The 22,184-nt window shown below is 47.4% G+C and carries 17 protein-coding genes; 8 read left to right on the top strand and 9 right to left on the bottom strand.

What is annotated here, in order from left to right; all coding sequences use genetic code 11:
• Window positions 1-42: 42 nt before the first annotated feature.
• The 3 genes from ABXR35_RS19080 to ABXR35_RS19070 all read left to right on the top strand — a co-directional run bounded on the left by ABXR35_RS19080 (window position 43) and on the right by ABXR35_RS19070 (window position 3,486).
• Window positions 43-909 (top strand): PRD domain-containing protein, encoded by an 867-nt coding sequence (locus tag ABXR35_RS19080; protein ID WP_367063634.1) that lies wholly within the window; start codon window positions 43-45, stop codon window positions 907-909.
• 360 nt (window positions 910-1,269) lie between these two features.
• The gene (nagE, locus tag ABXR35_RS19075; protein ID WP_367063633.1) at window positions 1,270-2,772 is read left to right on the top strand and encodes an N-acetylglucosamine-specific PTS transporter subunit IIBC; all 1,503 of its coding nucleotides are present in this window, start codon (window positions 1,270-1,272) and stop codon (window positions 2,770-2,772) included.
• Window positions 2,773-3,030: 258 nt separating this feature from the next.
• Entirely contained in the window at window positions 3,031-3,486 is a 456-nt protein-coding gene (locus ABXR35_RS19070; RefSeq protein ID WP_367063632.1) for a DUF4385 domain-containing protein, read from the top strand.
• Window positions 3,487-3,527: 41 nt separating this feature from the next.
• Here the strand turns inward: ABXR35_RS19070 and ABXR35_RS19065 are convergent, their stop codons facing one another.
• Window positions 3,528-4,289, bottom strand: coding sequence for a pentapeptide repeat-containing protein (locus tag ABXR35_RS19065; protein WP_367063631.1), 762 nt, complete (start codon window positions 4,287-4,289; stop codon window positions 3,528-3,530).
• Between the two features lie 145 nt (window positions 4,290-4,434).
• On the opposite strand from ABXR35_RS19065, the gene ABXR35_RS19060 reads away from it, so the two are divergent.
• Entirely contained in the window at window positions 4,435-5,490 is a 1,056-nt protein-coding gene (locus ABXR35_RS19060) for a MerR family transcriptional regulator (RefSeq protein ID WP_367063630.1), read from the top strand.
• 61 nt (window positions 5,491-5,551) lie between these two features.
• Here ABXR35_RS19060 and ABXR35_RS19055 read toward each other — a convergent pair whose 3' ends face one another.
• The 4 genes from ABXR35_RS19055 to ABXR35_RS19040 all read right to left on the bottom strand — a co-directional run bounded on the left by ABXR35_RS19055 (window position 5,552) and on the right by ABXR35_RS19040 (window position 10,322).
• Window positions 5,552-6,010, bottom strand: coding sequence for a copper amine oxidase N-terminal domain-containing protein (locus tag ABXR35_RS19055; protein ID WP_367063629.1), 459 nt, complete (start codon window positions 6,008-6,010; stop codon window positions 5,552-5,554).
• 1,442 nt (window positions 6,011-7,452) lie between these two features.
• Complete coding sequence (locus tag ABXR35_RS19050) at window positions 7,453-8,010, bottom strand: GNAT family N-acetyltransferase (RefSeq protein WP_367063628.1); 558 nt, start codon at window positions 8,008-8,010, stop codon at window positions 7,453-7,455.
• A gap of 308 nt (window positions 8,011-8,318) precedes the next feature.
• Entirely contained in the window at window positions 8,319-9,629 is a 1,311-nt protein-coding gene (locus tag ABXR35_RS19045) for an MFS transporter (RefSeq protein ID WP_367063627.1), read from the bottom strand.
• A 222-nt stretch (window positions 9,630-9,851) separates the two neighbouring features.
• Window positions 9,852-10,322 (bottom strand): ArsR/SmtB family transcription factor, encoded by a 471-nt coding sequence (locus tag ABXR35_RS19040; RefSeq protein ID WP_367063626.1) that lies wholly within the window; start codon window positions 10,320-10,322, stop codon window positions 9,852-9,854.
• Between the two features lie 263 nt (window positions 10,323-10,585).
• On the opposite strand from ABXR35_RS19040, the gene ABXR35_RS19035 reads away from it, so the two are divergent.
• Window positions 10,586-11,647, top strand: coding sequence for a hypothetical protein (locus ABXR35_RS19035; protein WP_367063625.1), 1,062 nt, complete (start codon window positions 10,586-10,588; stop codon window positions 11,645-11,647).
• A 293-nt stretch (window positions 11,648-11,940) separates the two neighbouring features.
• Here the strand turns inward: ABXR35_RS19035 and ABXR35_RS19030 are convergent, their stop codons facing one another.
• The 3 genes from ABXR35_RS19030 to ABXR35_RS19020 form a co-directional block, all read right to left on the bottom strand.
• Window positions 11,941-13,356 carry an MATE family efflux transporter gene (locus ABXR35_RS19030; RefSeq protein ID WP_367063624.1) on the bottom strand — a complete coding sequence of 472 codons (1,416 nt, stop codon included), beginning with the start codon at window positions 13,354-13,356 and terminating at the stop codon, window positions 11,941-11,943.
• 604 nt (window positions 13,357-13,960) lie between these two features.
• Window positions 13,961-14,845: a hypothetical protein gene (locus ABXR35_RS19025; RefSeq protein WP_367063623.1), complete on the bottom strand. Its 885-nt coding sequence runs from the start codon at window positions 14,843-14,845 to the stop codon at window positions 13,961-13,963.
• 285 nt (window positions 14,846-15,130) lie between these two features.
• Window positions 15,131-15,376 (bottom strand): hypothetical protein, encoded by a 246-nt coding sequence (locus ABXR35_RS19020; protein WP_367063622.1) that lies wholly within the window; start codon window positions 15,374-15,376, stop codon window positions 15,131-15,133.
• A gap of 416 nt (window positions 15,377-15,792) precedes the next feature.
• Between ABXR35_RS19020 and ABXR35_RS19015 the strand changes: the two genes are divergently transcribed.
• Window positions 15,793-17,610: an APC family permease gene (locus ABXR35_RS19015; RefSeq protein WP_367063621.1), complete on the top strand. Its 1,818-nt coding sequence runs from the start codon at window positions 15,793-15,795 to the stop codon at window positions 17,608-17,610.
• Window positions 17,611-17,861: 251 nt separating this feature from the next.
• Window positions 17,862-18,467: a hypothetical protein gene (locus ABXR35_RS19010; protein WP_367063620.1), complete on the top strand. Its 606-nt coding sequence runs from the start codon at window positions 17,862-17,864 to the stop codon at window positions 18,465-18,467.
• Between the two features lie 165 nt (window positions 18,468-18,632).
• Here ABXR35_RS19010 and ABXR35_RS19005 read toward each other — a convergent pair whose 3' ends face one another.
• Window positions 18,633-19,634, bottom strand: coding sequence for a DMT family transporter (locus ABXR35_RS19005; RefSeq protein ID WP_367063619.1), 1,002 nt, complete (start codon window positions 19,632-19,634; stop codon window positions 18,633-18,635).
• Between the two features lie 309 nt (window positions 19,635-19,943).
• Here ABXR35_RS19005 and pdxR point away from each other — a divergent pair, with 309 nt between their 5' ends.
• Window positions 19,944-21,398 (top strand): MocR-like pyridoxine biosynthesis transcription factor PdxR, encoded by a 1,455-nt coding sequence (pdxR, locus tag ABXR35_RS19000; RefSeq protein ID WP_367063618.1) that lies wholly within the window; start codon window positions 19,944-19,946, stop codon window positions 21,396-21,398.
• Window positions 21,399-22,184 lie beyond the last annotated feature (786 nt).

Below are 22,184 nucleotides of genomic sequence, written 5' to 3'. Positions count from 1 at the left end.
TCGTCCGGCGTGGTATTCTGCAAGCAAGAGGTGATTGTCTCCATGAACAGAGAACAGCAGATGTTACAGGTAGATCGGGTGGTCGGCAACAATATTGTGATGGCAACGGATGCGTTTACCGGCGTGGAGTACGTGCTGCTCGGTAAAGGTCTGGGCTTTGCTGCCAAAAACCTGCAAGAGCTGGATACAGCAGATGAACGGATTGAGAAACGATTCCGACTGGAAGATCGGGAGCAGATGATGAATCATCCGACCTTTTTTGAAGATATGGATGCACCAGTGATGGAGGTTTCTGACCGGATCATTCAGTTGATTGGACAACGGTTTCCAGAACAGTTGAATGACAAAATCTATCTGGCGCTGCCCGGTCATATTCAGTTCACCGTCTACCGGATGAGGCATAGCATTGAGATCGTGAATCCATTTTTGCAGGAAACGCAGGTGTGTTTTCCGCAGGAATACGAGGTTGCGCTAGAAGCGCTGAATCTGATGCGCGAGACGTTTGCGCTGGATATTCCAGAGGATGAAGCGGGCTTTTTGACGTATCATATCCACTCGGCGATTACGCATGTGCCAGTCGGACAACTGGTGAAAATGTCCTCGCTGCTGAGCAAATTGCAGCGCATGATCGAGGACGACCGCCAGATTACCTTCAAGCAGGGCAGCATGAATCAGGTACGCCTGATGATTCATCTGCGCTTTGCGTTGGAGCGAATGGTACAGGGTTCGTTAGTGGATAATCCGCTGATCCAGCATATTCGAGAGCAATACGCCGAGGAATACGAGCTAGCGGTACGGATGAAGCAGGTGATGGAACGAGAAATGAAGCTGACGGTGCCAGAGGATGAGGTTTGTTTTTTGGCAATGCACTTGTATCGTTTGTTCCGCACGTATCAACGTGAGGAATAGACAGTAGGATTTGTATTGCCGAAAGGCAGTGAATGTATAGGAATGCAGCGCGCATTTACGATTCATTTACTGAAAATGTTTTTCACGCAGTTCATTCCAATCCGCTATATGCTCTTACACGTCACAGGTATTATTTTCACGTTGAGCATAGCTGAGCATATCAGTATTGCTTTCGGTGATCCTTTCGCTTGGGATACTGATTGTCTGATCGCACCTAGCGTCCCGTCTGTGCCTATACTTGCTCCTTTGCTAGCCTTGCTGCGTGTTCCCAATCAAGATGTTCGTCGTTAGGATACAACTGCAATTCAATACACTGATCGCCGGGATGGGGATTCGGCATCAGTAAGGAGGTTTATGCCCATGCTTCAATTTTTGCAAAAGATCGGTCGCTCGCTGATGCTGCCGGTTGCAACGTTGCCAGCCGCTGCTATTTTACGCGGATTTGGTTTGTTAAACTATGAAACGGATATTCCGCTCGGCTCGGCGGTCGGTGGATTTTTGAACCATTATATCGCGCCGCTGTTGACCGCTGGGGCAGGTGCCATTTTTGACAATCTGGCGTTGATCTTCGCGGTTGGTATCGCTATCGGGATGGCACGCGATGCGGTAGCGGCACTGTCCGCTGTACTGGGTTACATGATTTTGACTTCCATTCTGGGAATTATTCCTGGCATGATGGGCTACATACCGGATGACGTGAAGCTGAATATGGGCGTACTTGGCGGGATTCTCGTCGGTCTATGGGCAGCGTATATGTATAACCGTTTCCACAATATCAAAATGCCAGACTGGCTCGGCTTCTTCTCCGGTAAGCGTTTTGTACCGATGGTTACCGCAGCCAGCACGATTGTATTGGCAACACTGGTCGGTATGATCTGGAGTCCAATTCAGGACGCAATCTCCGTATTCGGCATGTGGGTTGTTGGTTTGGGTGGCTTTGGTTCGTTTGTATTCGGTGCAGCAAACCGCTTGCTCGTGCCGATTGGTCTGCATCACGTACTCAACTCTATTGCATGGTTCCAGATCGGCGATTACACCAATGCCGCTGGTGAAGTGGTGCATGGTGACTTGACCCGCTTCTTCGCTGGCGACAAAACGGCAGGCATGTTCATGTCCGGCTTCTTCCCGATCATGATGTTCGCGCTGCCGGGTGCGGCGCTTGCCTTTATCCATACAGCGCGTCCAGAGAAGCGCAAAGCGGTCGCCGCAATCTTTATCAGCGCAGCGATTGCCTCGTTCCTGACGGGTATTACCGAGCCGCTGGAATTTGCTTTTATGTTTACCGCACCGCTGCTGTATGTCGTACATGCACTGCTGACAGGTCTGTCCGGTCTGATCATGTACATGCTGAATGTGAAACTGGGCTTCGGCTTCTCCGCTGGTCTGATCGACTATCTGATCAACATGAAGCTGGCGACCAATCCGCTGCTTATGATTCCAGTTGGGCTTGCCTTTGGCGTTGTGTATTATGTATTGTTCCGCTTCCTGATCGTCAAATTCAACCTGAAAACACCGGGTCGCGAAGACGATGATCTGGCGGTTACCGCAGTTCCTGCTAGCGGTAATGCTGGTGAAGTTCCTGCTGCTGCGATTGTTGCATCCGACACTGCCGGAGACAGCAAAGCCGCACAGGTACTAACTCGTCTCGGTGGTTCACAAAACATCGACAGCATTGACGCTTGTATCACTCGTTTGCGTCTCGTTGTAAAGGATGACCGTCAAGTCGACGATGCCGAGCTGCGTAAATTAGGTGCAGCTGGTGTGATGCGACTCGGTCGAGGTGCCGTTCAGGTCATTTTCGGCACTCAATCCGAAACGCTGAAGGATGAGATTAAAGACATCATGGATCATCGCGGCGCTTGATATTTCGCATCGAAGACATCCTACATACAGTTGTCTTCGATTGGATTCGATAGCATACGTAACCGCTACAGAGATTGATCAAACGGCATCTCCCCCACTTCATGTTCAGTGGTGCGGAGATGCCGTTTTTGTTATCCTTTCATCCTGTAACGAAATGAGTAGAGATGTTAGTGGGTATATAGAAACTATAGATCCATACCTATTGGCTGCTAGATACATCGATTGTCATACCATCATTCACGTTCAGGAGGAACCATCATGCCCGACAAATTCGACTACGATCTGGACTACCCCAACCTTAATCTGCGCGAGCATCCTGAGCTGTACCGTGTGGGCAAGGGCGAGCAAGGCGTGCTGATGGTAGAGCCTTACAAAAGCGAGATTTTGCCACACTGGCGTTTTAAAAATCCAGACATCGCCAAGGAATCGTCCGAGAAAATCTACGCTATGTTTTTGGAATATAAAGAAAACGACGACTTTGTCGGTATGGATATGGCACGCAAATTCCTGCAAATGGGCTATACCCGCGCCCGTCGCTATACCAATCACAAAGGCGGTCGCAAATACGACGAGGATGGCAATGTTCTCCCCTATACGAGCGATCCGATCAAAGCGGAATCAGCACGGATTTTCAAGGTAAAATGGGATGAAGCTAAGGTAGATGCCGATTATGTACGCATGAAAAAAGAGCATCAGCAGCGCTACGGCGGCTGATGCTCTTTTCATTTCATCATGAGTTAACCTTACCTTATACCTTATACAGCGTTGCATCCCAGACTACGGAACAATGTCTCTACAAAATCGTCACCGTAAATGTTCTTCATATGCGCCGTATTCCATATGTATTGCTCCATGTGCTCTAGCTTACGCAGATAACGAACCAGCACTTTTCGCTGCTCCTCCGTCAGATTAGAATCATCGTTAATCACCGCCATCGCATGGCGTGCGCGTTCCGATACCTGTTCCACATACAGATGATTTTTGGAGGTGGGCGGGATACATTCCGTCAGATCGCAGCCGATAAATTGAACACCATCAAGGATACAATGCTCAAAGTTAGCAATCAGCTTTTGCTTGCCATTCCCTTCAAACGTAATATCCACCAGCTTGCCCGTAAACGAACAACGAACGATATTCTCTACTTGTAAAATTCGATCATTGAATCTACATTTATAAAATGTGCAGTCGATAAATGTAGCATTCTCCAATGTCATTCCCCTCATATCACAGGAGGAAAATGTGCAATGGGTGAACACAGCTTCACCTTGGGCAATACCGACAGCGCGCAAATCGCAACGTGTAAAGGTACATTGATCTATCGTACAGCCCGCGAACAATCGCGCATTGTTCAGATCACACGAATCCAACACAAGTTGCTGTAATTGACAGTTCCAAAAGATAGGCGCGCCCATATTGGAGTTGCTCACGGTCGCTCCGCTTATCGTTTCGTGCTCATACCTCACCATATCAGAAAATAATGCGTTGTCCGCTGACATACCGGATTCAAGTCTGCTCATTCTCATCACCCTGTCGTTTTTCAGCATGTTTTATCATCATGAATCATACGGTAACACTGCTCATCCAAACCTACTACCTCTTATCATACCAAATAGCTCCACAATCAGCATGTTCGGTATCTATTTCTTCGCAAAGGAGACGGTCATGAAAATCAATGAACTCGCAAGCAAACTGGGCATCTCCACACGGACGATCCGCTTTTACGAGCAACATGGCTTGCTGCCAAAGGTAAAGCGAGAGCAGAACGATTACCGTGTATTTGACGAGCAAGATGTATGGCGTCTGCAAACCATTATCGCGCTGCGCGAAGCTGGCATGGCGGTGAAGGAAATACGCGAAGTGCTGGATGTAGAGACTATGCCAGATCATGAGCGGCTTCGGTATGTGTTGGAATTGCAGCAGGCGCTGTTAACCGGACAATGGCTGGAAATGCGGCGGATGGCGGAGACGACGGCGCAGATGCTGAACTTGCTGCGCAGTGAACAAGAGCTGCCGGTACAGGAGTTTTTTGATATGGCGCAGCAGGCGAGACAACTGCGCGAATTGCGGCAAAATTGGCGAGATCATTGGAATTTTGACCAGCGTGCAGGCGAACATGATGTCTACGTACAAACCGACAGCCCCGAATATCCCGGCTATGATATCGCCTTAGCACATACAGCGGCAACCATTCGTGCTACCAGTGGGGAGCACGGGCTGGATCTAGGAACGGGAACAGGGAATCTCGCTGGAGCGTTGCTAGAGTATGGTGCAACCATGTCCGGCATTGACCAATCGCGCGAGATGCTCAAGCAATGCCGCAGCAAATTCCCGCAGATGGATGTGCGAATCGGCAATCTACTATCGATTCCCTACGCTGACGCTAGCTTCGACTTTGCCGTATCCAGCTTTGCCTTTCGCCATCTGACGCGATCGCAGCTGCCACTGGCACTGGAAGAACTACACCGGGTACTGCAAAAGCATGGACGAATCTGTATCACCGACCGCGAATCAGAATCCGAACGGGAGTCGGAGTTGGTTGAAACACAATCCGATCGTGCAGAGACGAAACATGTAGGTGTTGTGGCGGATGAGCAGCATTTCACACTATCCGATATGCTGTATCACTGGCTGGAGCAACATGACTATATGGTGCAGCGCACCTCGCCCTATCCAGCTGTATTCACTTTGCTGGCTGTGCCGATTCATTCACGGGCTTGAGGATATAAAAGTACAGAAAAAGAGCACTAGCAGCATAGCGGCTAATGCTCTTGGCTTCATATTATAGAGTGGCGTTTTTAGCAGTCTGAATATAAACACTGGCATCATTGCCTTTTTTAGACCATTGTACCTTTGCACCCATCGTTTCCGATATGAAGCGCAAATTCACGTTGAATGTTTTATTCGTAGGATCAATAAATGGCGGAGCAATTAAATCAACGGTCTTTCCATTCACAATTGCGTGACTCGAATTGTTTGTTAGCACAATCGTTGTAACTCCGTCGGTAGCAGTCACTGCTTTTTTACTATTATCCCAACTCACAAGCATATTGAACTTTTGAAAGATAAGTCGAAACGGTACATATGTAACCCCCGCGTAGCCTACCCCAGCAAAGATGTCCAACTTCTCATTATTAAAATAAACTGCCGGTTTTTCAGAAGAAGCATAGATTGTAGATGTGCTCACTGTACAGAAAATGAGCAGCAAGCAAGCGATCGTTACACTCTTACATGTTTTCATTGCAATCCTCCTAGTATGTAATATGAATTGGATATGGTTATACTTATGCGGTTGTGCTTTATTGTATGATACTTATCATTATAATATCTACTGATCCCTTCTATATCAGCTTTGGATGTAAGCAATACGTATTCTCTGTTGCGTTTTAACATATAAAAGCACAGAAAAAGACCGCTTTTTCGGATTGATCGTGATGTCAGGGAAGAAATCCGAAAAAGCGGTCTATAATTATGTTTAAAATACAGATTCATTATGTCGAGGAAAGAAAATTGCGAAGAAGATAGAGGATATTTTCGATACAAGTGGACTTACGCCTTGATAATAATAATGACACCACGATCCATGGTATTGGACATCGACTTACCTCCTTTGACTGCGAAATAGGATGGATACGTTGTTATTCACAGGGATAGATTACTTAATGATGATGATTACATTGCGTTGGTTTGTCATGTGTGTTCCCTCCTTTACTTTAAAATTGAACCTGCTATTTTGCCTACCTGCCAGCACCAACCTTACTTCGTTACGATGATGATCACGCTGCGTTCGTTTGCCATGAGAATTCCCTCCTTCACCTTAAAATCGAACCTCCTACTTTGCATACTTACCAACACCAACCTTACTTCGTCACGATGATGATTACACTGCGTTCGTTTGTCATGTGGAGTCCCTCCTTCGCTTCAAAATCGAACCTGCTACTTTGCCTACCTACCAACACCAACCTTACTTCGTCACGATGATGATCACGCTGCGTTCGTTTGCCATGAGAATTCCCTCCTTCACCTTAAAATCGAACCTGCTACTTTGCCTACCTACCAACACTAACCTTACTTCGTCACGATGATGATTACGTTACGCTCGTTTGTCATGTGGAGTCCCTCCTTCGCTTCAAAATCGAACCTGACACTTTACTCACCTACCAACACCCACCTTACTTCGTCACGATGATGATTACGTTACGCTCATTTGTCATGTAGATTCCCTCCTTCACCTTAAAATCAAACCTGCTAATCTGCCCAACTACCAACCCTAACCTTACTTCGTCACGATGATGATCACGTTGCGTTCATTTGTCATGGGGATTCCCTCCTTCACCTTAAAATCGAACCTCCTACTTTGCGCACCTACCAGCACCGGCCTTACTTCGTTACAATGATGATCACGCTACGCTCGTTTGTCATGAGTGTTCCCTCCTTCGCTTCAAAATCGAACCTGACACTTTGCACACCTACCAACACCAAACTTACTTCGTCACGATGATGATCACGTTACGCTCGTTTGTCATGTGGAGTCCCTCCTTCACTTTAAAATCGAACCTGACACTTTACCCACCTACCAACACCCCCCCTTACTTCGTTACGATGATGATCACGTTACGCTCGTTTGTCATGCCGCTCACCTCCTTGATGGAATATCAGTTGCCACTTTGCTCACGCTGTTAGTCAGCGTGCTATCGCATACGGCTTGAGCTTAGATGGATATACAACCGCAGATTTTAAAATGCTATACATGTACATATCGCGATGCTCGCCTTCGCGGTAGACATGATCACGCAGCACACCCTCCTGTTCAAAGCCAAAGGAGTGGATCAGGCGCATCGCTCCTTCGTTATGCAGATGAACCTCGCCGGACACTTTGCGCAGATTCAGGTAGTTGAAGCAGTATTGCAGGATCAGCTCGGTGACATACGTACCGACTTTTTTACCGACAAATTTTGGTGTCAGCACCAGACCATATTTGCAGCGTTGGTGAATGTAGGATGTCTCGTACAGCATCGCCATACCAGCACGTTCGCCGTTTACTTTGACGATAAACATCTTGTTGTCGCCGGATTCAAATACCGCCACCGTCTTGTCGATGCTACCTGCGGAGATTGGGTAATCCGACGGCTCCAAGGCGTTCATGACGACTGTCGGGCTATTGTACAGCTGCAACAAAAATCCTTTATCGGCTTCCTCGACACCAACCAGCACAATACCTTGCTCTGCATTCATCAACATAAGAATCCCTCCATTATTTAAATTGGGTATAATCATCCATCGCGGTCTAGCCTGCTTGCATTACCTAACGTAAAGCTGTCTAACGCTGTATGACAGCAGGCACAACGGCATGTTCAGGATGTGGATTCCAGATGAGTGGGCCGGTGACACTGCGCAATAATGATGGATCGTCACTCTAAAGCGGATCGTTGCTGTACCTATGTTGGATGTAGATGGAATCGTTATTCACAGATGAGCAGTTTGCAAATGAACGGCTAACGACTTGCTTACCGGTGAACGATCATTTACGAAACGAACAACAGCAGCGGTTATTCTGCCAATCCCAGCACGGCAGGCGTCATATCCTTTGCTGGCGGCATGGCACGAGTATGCTTGTTAAGCAGCCAGTACGCCGAGTTGATCACGACAATCACACCGCAGGAGATGATCAGTACCGAATTACCTGCCCATGCTCCAAGTACTCCACCGAGAATGGCTCCAAGCGGTGCGATGGCGGCGGATAATCCGATAACGGCTGCCATGACTCGTCCGATGAGCTGCGGCGGTACGATGGATTGGATCATGACTTGAGACAGTACGTTGATCATGCCCGCTGGAATCCAGCCGATGGCGAATAGCGCAATTGCCATCCACGCCGAAGGTACAAGACCGGTGAACATCCAGCACAGCCCGCAGATGAAGATGAGTAGACAGTACAGCAAGCCCATTTTGAAGCGGTACAGCTTGAGCATGGAAGCAGCGTATGAACCGGTTACGATCCCAACTCCCGCAGCAGCCATGAAGAATCCGTAGTATTGCGGCCCTCCCCAGCTTTCACCAAATGCGGGTAGTACTGCATAGATGGAAACACCGGCGAGATTGACGAAGATGATGCCGAGCAGCATGCGGGTGAAGACGGGTTTTTTCAATACATCCAGCCCTTCGCGCAAATCGCTCATATATTGGCGGAATACGGTTTGCAGAGTCGGTCGTGCCGTAACTGGCTGTTCCGCTTCAGATGTAGAGGAACTTTGATCGTCAGCCTGTGGAGCATGCTGCTTCTTATTTGCTTGTGGCAAGCGTAGCAGCGTGAACAGCAACGCGGTAAGTATGAAGGTCATGCTGTTCAGATAGAAGACCGATACAGCACCGATGAGGGCGATAACAATACCTGCTAGTGAGTTAAAAGCCGCGTCACTCCCTTGATAGGCGATGGCGAATAATGAATTGCCCCGTGTAAGCTGCTCCTTGGGGAGTACCTTCGGCAGCAAACTCAGCTGGGTCGGATAAATGAATTGATTGAGCAGCGAGATGATTGGCATTAGCGTCAGTACAACAGCGATGGTTAGCAGCTGATAGGAATACAATGCTGGGATAATGAGCAGCAGCACCGCTTGGGTTAGCTGGGTGAAGATCATTAGCCGTTTGGCGGGAAAACGGTCGATCAATGGACCGAGTACGATTTGTGCCAGCGCTGGAAGGGAAGTCAAGAATAGCGCCAAGCCCGTATACAGTGTCGATCCTCCCAGTTGATACACCATCCACATGGCAGCGATGGCGTAGAAGCTATCGCCCATATTGGCTAGAAAACGTCCACTTAGCAGCAGGTTAAAGTTCCAGTTTCGGAATATTGAACTCATGTGACTTTCTCCTTTCATGTTTATTAAATTGTTCGGTCATATTTTTTTGACCGTTTTGGTGAAATAAAAACCTACACTCTTTCAAGTCATAGGTTTGTATTCGGCAGCCGTCGTGCATCACGGTTATAACGCGTCATGCGGTCCTTCTTCTCGACCTGCCTTGCTGTCGTATCTGCGACGTTCGTTGCAGATGCGTGTGACACTTTCAGTTGTCAATGAGCTTCAATCGGCAACTTTAGCTGTACTCAGCTCTGCCCACTGAATCTTCACTTCATAGCTAGACGTTTCACCATCTCCGCCCTTGCCATTCAGTTCCTTGTACAAACGATCCACGCCATCCAAGAATTGCTGGAGCGATTCGGCGTTACCTTCAAATTGGTAATCCTTCTTCGTCAGCTGCGGTACACCGCTGAAGCTGAGCAAATCCTCGCTTGGAATGATTGCCTTCGCAATCGGGCTGTAGAACTTTTGCAAAATTCCATTCTTTTCTTCCCGACGGACCACTTCGATAATGCCGTTCTTTTCCAGCTCTTGTAGATGGTAATGAATTTTGGAGCGGGATAGATCCATCTTCTCCGCCAGTTGTTGACCGGTCATTGGCTCTCTGCCTAGATGATACAGCAGTTGAACCCGGAATGGATCGCTGACTGCGCGTAGTTGGTTTAACTCATCAATAATCAGAACATCTTTCATTTGCAACTCACTCCCACTTTTTTGAAACCGTCAGTTTTGTTTGACCGTGTTGTTTGATTGTATTGTATGATTTTGGAAGTAGTATTGTCAACAGGTTTTTGGATTTTTTTTCAAATTATTTTTTACAGGGTTTGGAAACGAAATTGCTGGGCTATCTACACGCTGAATCTTAGAGAAGGAAAAGGTTATAGCTACGTGTAGATTTCCAGTATACTGGAATGGTTGCAGCCCAATCCTGAAAGAGTGAGAGGAGTCGAAATACGATGGCGCATTCCCTTTATCATCGTTCCGTGTGGAACGAGCAGAGCAGTGAGCAGCGGTTGGAATGGTTGAAGCAGTTGGAACAGCAGCTTCCAGCTGGATTTGTACTCCAACGGTTGGAGACATTTAACCGTTATGGACAGACGATGGAGATAGGAATTTTTACATATGAAGACTGTGAATTTGTATATGTTCCCGGCGATACGGTGACACTAGGCTGGGATCAGTGGCCGCTGGAGCTGGATCAAGCATCACGGGATGATCTGGAAGCAGGCTTGAGCGAACTGGATTTGGAGGTTGATGAAGCGGGTCCGATGATCCGGCAGCAAATGTCGCCGATGCGACAGATTGATGTGGCGGCAATGCTGGTAGAACGGCAGACGCATTCGGTTGGCTGGGAGCGGTATGAACCAGAGGAGCTAGATCCACAGGAGGATGACGATATTTTGGAGGCACTAGAGAGATTCCGAGCGGCATCTCACAGCAGCTACGAAATCGACCAGACCTGTCTACTAGAGCGGGACGGCGAACAGGTGAAGCTGTATCTATTTGACGAGAGCGAAGATGTACAGGAATGGACCGAGGAGCATCTATCAGCGCCGTTTGCCTTGCTAACAGAGGATGAATGGGAATATGTATATGGTGGTGGATGCCGGACATTGTTTCCGTGGGGAAACAGCTTTGATTATACGATGAATGTGCGGCATTTTGGCGATCTGACGGAGTATCAGACGGCGAATGATGCAGAATCGGAAGCAGCGGCAAATGACGTTCCTTCCACCTCCAATCGTCAAACGCGTCTCTACGATCTGGAGCTGCCCAATGCCTTTGGGCTTTATTTTGCTGGCGACCCGTACCAGTATGAGCTAACTCTACAAGCGGACGGACAGGAGCTGGATAAAGGTGGCGATGGCGGTAGTGCCATCTGCGGCGGTGTAGGCGTTATGCTGAGCTATCTGCCAGTGGCGACCTATTATCGCAATCCGTATCAAGAGGATTTGGATTGGTCCGAGCGCATCGGCTATATGCGGTATCGCCGGATTGTGCGGCTGGAAGATCAATAACCTTTATCATCGCCTATATGCGGTATCGCCGGATTGTGCGGCTGGAAGATCAATAACCTTTATCATCGCCTATCCCTTTCCTTGATCAGTGAGGTGGCTGCGCATACGTTCGCGTAATGTACCTAGGAAAGCAGTCTTTCTCCATAGATATAAGGCATAACACATAAAAGGAGATACAAAAACCCCCGTCCGCATCTATGCGAACGGGGGTTTTACGATAATATCCTGTATGCTTATACGATCAAGTAGCAGGACACAAGCATATAGAATGATATAAGAATGAATCCATATCCTTACACCGGAGCCGGAACAGGTACACTTTCTGTGGTTTCCGGTTCGTCGTGTTGAACAAGTGCGTGTTTCTCCCATGCTCTGCTCTTCCAGCGGAAGTACATAATGACCGCACGTGTCCATTCATCGGCTGCAATCGCCAGCCAGATGCCTGCCAGACCAAGATTCATTTTGAAAACGAACAGGTAGCCCAGCGGCAGACTCATACACACCATCGAGATCAGTCCCATGTACACCGGGAACTTGGCATCACCGGATGCACGCAAGGAGTTGATAATAACGATATTGCATGTACGACCAGTTTCCAGTAGGAAGCTGAGCAGGATGACCTGTGACGCCATACGGATAATTTCTGGATTGCTAGTAAACATACCGATCAGCGGCTCGCGCAGCAGGATAATGATCACATCCATGACCAGCGTAGCAGCCATCGCCCATTTTACACTTTTCCAAACGCGATGGTAGGCTTCATCCTTACGACGTGCACCGACCAAACGACCGACGATGATCGCTGTACCCATACCAATTGCAATACTGAACAGATAGATAAAGGTGGAGATGTTATTGGCATATTGACGCGAAGCCATTGCTTCACTGCCTAGATATGTTACATAGAAGACGAACACGAGCTGGCACAATTGATACATAATTTGCTCAACAGCGGACGGAACGCCGATTTTCAAAATTTTCATGACATATTCTTTGGACATTTTGAAGTAGTCGCCGATCATGATGCGTACTTCCATCACGCGGTACATGAGCCAGAAGAAGATCAGTACACAGACGAGACGGCTGACGATGGTCGAGATGGCAGCACCTTGCACGCCCATTTGCGGCAGACCCCAGTGACCGAAGATCAGCAGATAGTTCAAGCCGATGTGCAGCACGTTCATAAAGACCGAGACGAACATCGTTTCTTTCGTAAACCCGTACGTACGGATCACCGCCGCCAATGTGTTGATCAGCGCTTGTAAGAAGATCGCGCCGCCGACAATGGCGATATAGCTCTCAGCAAGTGCCAAAATATCGCCTTGCAAGTGCATAGCTTGCATAATATGACTACCAAACAGCAAGAAGGTGCCACTGAGCAGCAAACCGACCGACAGATTCAGTGTAATGGCAACCGCCGTAATGCGGCTTGCCTCCAACAGCTTACGTGATCCGATATACTGGGATACAACGATTGCTGCCCCGTTACCGATCACCTCTAGTACCAGTATTGCGATTGAAATGACTTGGTTGGATGTACCAACCGCTGCAACGGCGTTATCGGACACGTCGCTCAGCATTAATGTATCGACAATCCCCATTAGCATAAATAAGAATACTTCGAGGAAAATCGGCCATGTGAGTTTGAATAGGTTAAATTGTTTGTCTGCGGCTGGAGCTGTGTTTTGTGTAGGGTTCATAGCGCTCATGATGTCACCTTCCTTTTGCTTGTTTCTTGTGATTACATCTTGCATATAGCAGTCTACGCTGCAAAAAACCTTCTGGTCAAAACCACCGTTTTGCGTGAAGGTTTATAGGCTGTTCCGACGGGCATCTCGTAAAACTCAATGTATCTTAGCACATCCATTTTCACATTGCACTACTAAAATTGAAATTTTCTGAAAAATTTACAGACTTTTTGATTCAGCCCTTTTGTGCAAGGGTATATACATTGTTTATGTGAAAAAATACGCATGAATACCGACGATTTTCATGATTTTCACAAGTCGACAAGATAGCAAAAAAGGCATCGTATCTTCTCCTGATAGATCAGGGAAAACGATGCCTGTTTGTATTGTAATCGCTTATTTGCACGCATTTGTTAACATAACTTCATGAAAATGATACATGGATGCGCGTTCTATTCTCCATTATGAAAGAAAATGACGTGTTAGCTGTTGGGTTTCTTCTATATGAAGAATATACTGCACCATTGCACTGCCGAAATACGTTCGATATTTTCATTATTGAAAATTATCTGCCGTTCCCATCATTCCATTTCAACGTGTTTGCAGACGCTTCTTGCTACTATTTTTATTGCTCAGCAAGGGTCACAGAAACACTATTGTACCCCGGACGCAGCGACATCGGGTTCCCCTGAATGGATACACCAAATTCATCGCTAACCGTACCGACAAGACTAATGCCGGAGCTGTCGATCTGTACCGCGCCAAAATTCATATTATAGCTAGTGAAGTAAGCAACATATGCGTCACCGACCGTTTGCAAATCTGCTTGGGTGCTATAGACGAGCAGCAGTTGCTTTTTGCCGCCAACGGCTTGCTGAACGAGCTTGATCTTGGTTGCATCGGCTGGGAAAGGGAAGTCTGCGGACAGGTAAGGATTTTGGATCGTGCCGGTGGTCATACCAATAGAAGAAGAAGTTGAAGGAACCGGGGCGGCATTATCACTCACACTGTCAATAGGACCGGGCAGTACTTCTACCGGCGCAGTGACTCCTTTGGATAATGTATTGGAGCTACTAGACTTGGACGTAGCAGAACTGGAAGAACTGCTGGTTGAAGGGTCGGATGTGCTACTACTGGAAGTATTGTCGGCTGATGCAGTGGGGGAAGCAGTATTGGAAGAAACGGCTTTCTGCTCGGTATACGTATCCGAATCAGTCGTCGCACCGCCAATCATAACTTTATTATTCACGGCATCGTACAACACCGATGTATTCAGCGATTCGCCAATCGAACGAATAGGCAGGTAGGTGGTGCCTTCATACGTAATCGGCGCCAGTTTATCACCAGTAGCACTAACCGGTGTGTAGGCTTTGCCTTTCACTTCGACCTGAATCGCGTGGTTTTTGAATGCTTGTACTTTTTCTAATTTGGTACCGGCATATACGCCTGCGGAGCTGGACAGCAAGATACCTGCCAGCGTCATGGGAATCAGCCATTTTGCTTTTTTCATAAGTTGTCCTCCTGTTGGCTTCCTGATTCGCCGTCAACGGTAGGGATAGAGTGTGTCTGTCGGCAATTCACATGGATACATGGTGATATTAATATCGGCTGAATACACACAAAGAATTATATGTTATCAATGGATTATATTGTCATCTTTAAAAATAATAAAAGCCGGTACAGCAACGGATACACCGTGCGACCGACTTTTATTATTTGAAGATTCCTCTAATAGACATCCAAACTCGTGTCATTTACGTTTCATTAAGACAAGTGGTTGGTGAGACACCGTTCTTCAATCTTCCTCTCGATGCTGCCGATAGCGTTCGGCTTGGTCATGAATATGACGATCATAGCCATTTCGGTGCATCCACACTCCATTATTGACGCTTGCCAACTGTCCCAATCCAAAAGCAACCGCCAAAATCAGAAAAATCAAACCGTACGCGTACATGAAATATCCGAAATAAAAGCAGGCGACAATGCCTGCCAGTATCAACAGCAGTGTGATCAGCAGGACGCGGATCATGATTTTTCTCATCGTTGTTCTCCTCTGTTTCGTACTTCTCTGCCATGTGTAAAAAGCCGCTAGCAAGCGGGTCTTGCCTCTCTGTCGTTCCTGTTGCTTATAGAGCCATACGTACCTGTTTTTATTTTAACAAAATTGGGCAAAATTTAGCATGACTTTTTGCGTGCGAGGAGTATAATGATATACGCTGTTCTATCCAGCGTCTAAGCGATGGAACAGTGCGTGAATTGTGCCAAATGGGTGTATATAAAAGTTAACGTATGGCATCGTGATTCGCACGAAATGGGATGCTATACCAAAAGGTATAGGTATACATGTATCCGCCGCTTTTTTATACGTTCATATTGACGCAAACCTGTATTATCAGTATGTTGTTAAAGGCATCCAAAAATCGTATTTAAATTTACACAATGAAGGGGTACACACAGATGTTAGGCAAGTTAAAGCGTATCTTAATCGGAAGACCTATGAAATCTGCAGAACTTGAAGCTGAAAAACTGGGCAAGCTGAAAGCACTCGCAATCCTGTCTTCCGATGCGCTATCTTCGGTTGCATACGGAACCGAACAGATTTTGCTCGTATTGATGGTAGCGGGTGTAACCGCACTCTGGTATTCAGTTCCCATCTCTATCGCGGTATTGGGATTGCTCGTCATTCTCGTTATTTCCTACCGCCAGACGATCTTCGCCTATCCAACCGGTGGCGGGGCGTATATCGTCGCCAAGGATAATCTTGGTCAAGTTCCCAGTCTTATCGCGGGTGGCTCGCTGCTCGTCGACTATGTACTAACCGTAGCGGTAAGCTCGTCCGCAGGTACGGATGCAATCACGTCCGCCTTTCCTGCATTGCATGATCATCGGGTATTGATTGCGCTGATCATGATCGTATTTTTGACACTAATGAATCTTCGCGGGGTGACCGAATCGGCATCCGTGCTGGCGATTCCGATTTACCTGTTCGTGATCTCTATCTTTTTCCTGATTATTAGCGGTATCTTCAAATATATGACCGGAGGCATCGTAGCCGCCACACCGGAATTGACGACAACCGTGTCCAATGTCAGTCTATTCTTGTTATTGAAGGCATTTAGTTCCGGTTGTTCGGCGCTGACCGGGGTTGAAGCGGTATCCAATGCGATTCCAAACTTCCGTCAGCCTGCTGAACGCAATGCAGCTGCAACACTCGTTATGATGGGTGTGATTCTCGGTAGTATGTTTATCGGGATCAGCTTGCTCGCCTACTGGTACGGCATCAGCCCGCGTGCGACGGAAACCGTCATTTCGCAAATTGCGCGTATGACCTTCGGCAGCGGTGTGGTCTACTTTATTATTCAGGGGGTTACTGCCCTTATCCTGTTCTTAGCAGCGAATACCGCCTACTCGGCATTCCCGCTGCTGGCATTCATGCTTGCCAAGGACAAATACATGCCGCATATGTTTATGGTGCGCGGTGACCGTCTTGGCTTCTCGAACGGTATCATTTTCCTCAGTCTGGCGTCGGCATTGCTCGTTATCGTGTTCCACGGTGAAACGGACAGTCTGATTCCACTGTATGCAGTCGGTGTATTCATTCCGTTTACATTGTCTCAGCTTGGGATGATGATTCGCTGGATCAAGCACAAACCAGCACATTGGGTACTGAAGCTGATCATCAATACAATCGGTATGCTAACTACGCTGTCGATTACACTGATCTTCATCTTCACGAAGTTTGCGCAAGTATGGATCATCTTCATCTTCCTGCCAATCGTCGTGTATCTGTTCTACAAAATCTATATCCACTATCGTAATACGGCAGAACAGCTTCGGATCGATCTGGATACCGACAAACCGCAAGCCAAAGGCAATACGATTATCATTCCGGTAGCTGGCATTACGCAGGTCGTCAAAAATACGATCAGCTATGCGCAGACGCTCTCTCCGAATGTCGTCGCTGTCTATGTCGGTTTTGACGAAGAATCGACCGAAAAGATGGAACGCAAATGGGAGCAATGGAATCCGGGCGTTCGTCTGATCGTACTTCGTTCTCGGTATCGCAGTATTCTCGGTCCATTGCGCCGGTTTATTGATACGGTCGAATGGAAACAGGGCGAGAAGGATCATATTACGATTCTGATTCCGCAGTTCGTCACCAAGCACTGGTGGGAAAGCATTCTGCATAACCAGACCAGTCTGCTGATGCGTGCGTATCTGATCAACTACAAGGATGTCGTGGTAGCGACTGTACCATTCCATTTGAAAAACTAGACCGATCTTCATACCGACTTCTTGTTACTATAGAGTCGTGATGGTATCGTAATGTAGGATCACACTGCTGTTCGTTCACATTCTATGTATCATCTAAGCCGCATCTCGGATATTGTGCCGGAATGCGGCTTTTTTATATGCTTTCCTGCGCCTTCTTTTTACAAATTTTGTAGGATGATGGATCACATAATGCTAAAATGGGTACAGATAGACGAGGATTACACAAGGACGATATTCCAACTGGAGGGATCATGATGAATACGAAACGAACAACTGCACTATCTGCTGTAGCCGCACTGGGCATCATCTTGTCGGTTCCCGCATATGCGTCTGCTTCATCCAATTTGACCGTTCCGGCAGTGAGTGAGGCGACTGTGGCAGCACCTACCGCTCCTACAGCCCCAACCACACCATCTACACCATCAATTTCATCCAGTTCTAGCAGCTCTAGTAATTCCAGCTCCGGCAACAGTTCCAGCTCATCCAGTAGCAGCAGTAGCCAGAATTTGAGCCAGCGACTGGTAAATATAGCGGGCTTTAGCACAGCCAAGCAGTTTACCGGTTATTACATCAACCTTCAGCGCGCCGTAGCTAACGGCAATCGCAATGCAGTGGCGAAACGTGTATCCTTTCCGCTGACGGTGAATGCTAGCAATGGCACACGCCGCAGCATTTTGAACGAATCGCAATTTCTGAACGAATACACCTCCATCATGACATCCAGCGTACGTCAGGCATTGGCGAAGCAAAATGTGAATGATGTGCTGGTCAATGCAAGAGGGGTCAGTGTTGGCAATGGTACACTGTGGATCAGCCCGATCAATGATCGTCCGGGCATTTACGCTGTGAATCAGTAAGGTATATCTATATCGTTATGAGATGAACGTCGAGCAGCAATGAATGTTAGTATATGAAAAAGAGCAGACCTTTTGCGGTCTGCTCTTTTTATATATGTTCTTCTCTATTTTACGTGTTTCCTTTTCTTATAAGTAGTTCTTTACAATACTACTCGTCTACTTCTGTCACTCCACCGTTCGACCACTGGCACTCAGCGCCTGATGGCGTGCTTGTATTGCTGAGGAAGGATCGGATACTGAAGCTTGCGGCGTTTGCTGCTTCAATTGCTTTTGGCGAAATAGCGATTGCAATGACTCGAAGTTGGTCAAAACCACTCCGAACAATACCACCACTGCTCCTGCTGCCACTAACCAGCTCAGTGGTTCTCCATAGAACAGCCAACCAAATACCAATGCTAGTACGGGCGAAATGTACAGCCATGTCGATGGGAATACCGGATTGGTGCGCGACACCAGCCAGTAAAATAAAGTATGCCCACCCATCGAGCCAACAACGATCAGGTAGATCAGCGAGCCGATGGCAGACGGTGACATCATCGCTTGTAGATGAATATCGTTATGCTCGGTGATCAATGACAAGACCAGCAGCATCCAACCGCCGTGCATAAGTTGGGCAGCATTTTGTGAAATAGGCGAGATGTGCTTCATATCGGTACTTGCCTTTTTGGAATACACTGCGCCGCTGGCATAGCCAATCTCCCCTATAATGACAACCGCACAGGCGATCATCCACAGCATATGTACATTGCCGGACAATCCGGGCAGCATTAGCAGACCAACGCCTGCCAGTCCGATCACTGCACCAACAAAGGCAAGCGCAGGCACTTTAACCTTTAACACAATAGCGCGAATCAACAGCACCATCGCCGGACCCGTTGCCGACAATAGCGCGCCAACGCCAGAGGTCACATACTGCTCTGCCCAGTACAACGCTGCAAATGTAATAAAGGTCATACTTCCACCGAGCAGCAGCGTCTCCTTACGCCAGAATGCCGAAAAGCTGGCTTTGCCGCTTAATCGCATAATGATCATCAGAATCAAACCCGCCAGAAAAAAGCGCACCCCTGCACTCCAGAATGGTGGCAAGCCTGCGTCCACTCCCACCTTGATTGCCAGAAACGTCGTGCTAAAGATCAAGCACATGATGGCATAGCCCAGCATAATCATCTGTCATTCCTCCTCTTTGTTCTGTTATTGTAAAGGAGACACAATAGAACAGATGGAGTAAGACAGAACAGTTTCTGTTCTGCGTACTTATTCAACGTATTATGATGAACGTACACCTAGCAGGGGCGAGCCTTATATATCGGTATGTTAACGACACTGTCGATTACATGATCTTCATCTTATGAGGAGCATCTGCTGCTAGCAGATACGTAAGCATTTCTATGAATCTACACCAACCGCATCATGTTAGATAGAAGCATGATGTTAGACGTACATGTTAGATATGAATTGGAAAGGAAGTCGAACAGCATGACATCTTCACGCTCTCGTTCCCAGCAAAGCAGTAGCTCTGGCAGCCTATCTATCGCATCCGATAGCCGTCACTCGTTTCGCCAGATTAGTGCCTATATCGAAGCACGCATTGGACGCGGTGACTGGCAGGCGCATGAGCGATTGCCATCGGTACGCCAGTTATCGCAGGACAGCGGTATGCACCGATTGACCGTATTCAAAGCCTACCAACAGCTCAAAGATCAGGGCACGATCTACGCGCGCAACAAATCTGGATATTATGTCGCTCCACCTGCTGTGCACCAAATGACCAATGAAAATGAGCTAGAGCCTGCGCTATTTGAAGGCAATATGGGCGAATTGCATCGACTTCCGGCACGATACCAATTTTCGCAAGCATTGATCGATCCGAATCTGCTGCCCAATCATTATTTTGCTGAATATACCAAAAAGGTATTTGATCTGTATCCGAAGCTGCTAGGCATGTATGCTCATGTGCAGGGTGATTTGGAGCTGCGCCAATTGTTGGCACGATATTTTAGCCGCAATTCTCGATTCCATATTGATCCGTCCGAGCTGCTCATTGCCAGCGGCGCGCAGCAGGCGATTCATCTGATCGCTGAAGCATGGATTCGTCCGGGCGATTATGTGGTGATCGAGTCGCCGACCTATGCGACGGCACTGGATGTCTTTCGGCAAAAGGGCGCTCGTCTACTCACTGTTGATATTGACCACAATGGCTACCGGATGGAGCAGATCGAACAGATCATGCAGCGCTATAAGCCGCGTCTGTTCTATGTGAATCCGACCTTTCATAATCCGACGGGGCTGTGCATTCCTGCCGAGCAGCGCAAGCAGGTCGTCGATCTGGCAGCGCAGCATCAATGTCTGCTGATTGAGGACGATACATGCAGCGATATTTACTTTGACCAGCAGCCACCGCCACCGATGTTCGCATATGATACCGAAGGCTATACCATCCATATTCGCAGCTTTAGCAAATACATCTCGCCCGGTCTGCGGATCGCCTGTATCGCAGCGCGACAGCCGTGGTTCAAGGCGCTGCTATCCGCCAAATCACTTGTGGACGGCGGTACACCGCTGCTCAATCAGAAGGTGTTTTTGCATTATTTTATGTCGGATCGGCTGCATCGTCATCTGGATACATTGCGGGTTGCGCTGCGGATTCGCAAAGAGATTATGCAGCAGGAATTGCAGCAAACGGGCTGGGAATATAACGAGCCACAGGGCGGACTCAGTCTATGGGTGAAGCTGCCGGATCATCTGTCTGTGCCGCGACTGCTTAGCCGCTGCTTGGAGCGTCAGATTAGTTTTGTGCCGGGTGCATTATTTGAGCATAATGACCAACGTTCGCAGCAGCAGATTCGGCTCAGCTTCTCCTTTGCCAGCGAGCAGCAGATTCGCGATGGTATCCGTGAATTGGTAGACATCGCTCGCGAGCTGGATAATTAGAAAATGGAACAATGAGAAGTCTGCAACGGGCAGATCACATAGCGGCTGGAAGCCTCATTGTGAGACTCCGACTACACCATTCAATGGCGTGCACTGACGATACAATCCGATAAAAAGGTACGGCAAAAAAGCAGATCATGATCCATTTTTTTCAGAATTATACGTCTTTTTTGAAAAAAACAGGGATCTGCGCCGTGCCTTTTTTTGTTGTTTTTGATCAAACTAACGTTGCTTTAGATGCTGGTAGATTCGATTACAAGTTTGAATGACAGCACAATATAAGCCTTGGAGGGCTAGATTTTCAATAGATTGATTAGGCTTGAATCGGTGCTTACGATGTTTATTTCCACTGTGATTTTGCTGATATTGAGCTAGTCTTTTTTGGGCTTTCTAGCCGATTTTTTGCATCGAAATGGAATGTTTTTTGATGCCTTACCGCTACATAAGGATATGATTTTCTCCATATGATGATGCCAAAAAGCTAGTATTTATTTTCGTTTTCCATTCATTTGTTAGTCGTTTTTCTTTTGTTTTCCGTGTCATTCCTCTTCGTTTTCCTTCTCTGTTACTCGTTGTTCTACTACATGTACATCCGTACTCGAAGTGTTTTGGAGATCATTGCAGTGCCATTTTGCTATAACCATTCTGCTTCGATACACCATACGAGGTGATAGGTTTGCCACTCCTATCCCCATTATTTTCATGCTGAAAAATCGTTACAAACAGATTGCTTTACCCGTCATGATCATCATTGCCCGGGTAATATTGCGTTCATAATAACTTCCT

The organism is Paenibacillus sp. JQZ6Y-1 (assembly GCF_040719145.1).
In the GTDB taxonomy this organism is placed as follows: domain Bacteria; phylum Bacillota; class Bacilli; order Paenibacillales; family Paenibacillaceae; genus Saccharibacillus; species Saccharibacillus kandeliae.
The sequence above is the reverse complement of the archived record's forward strand: the minus strand, read 5'-3'. Positions and strand labels throughout refer to the sequence as shown.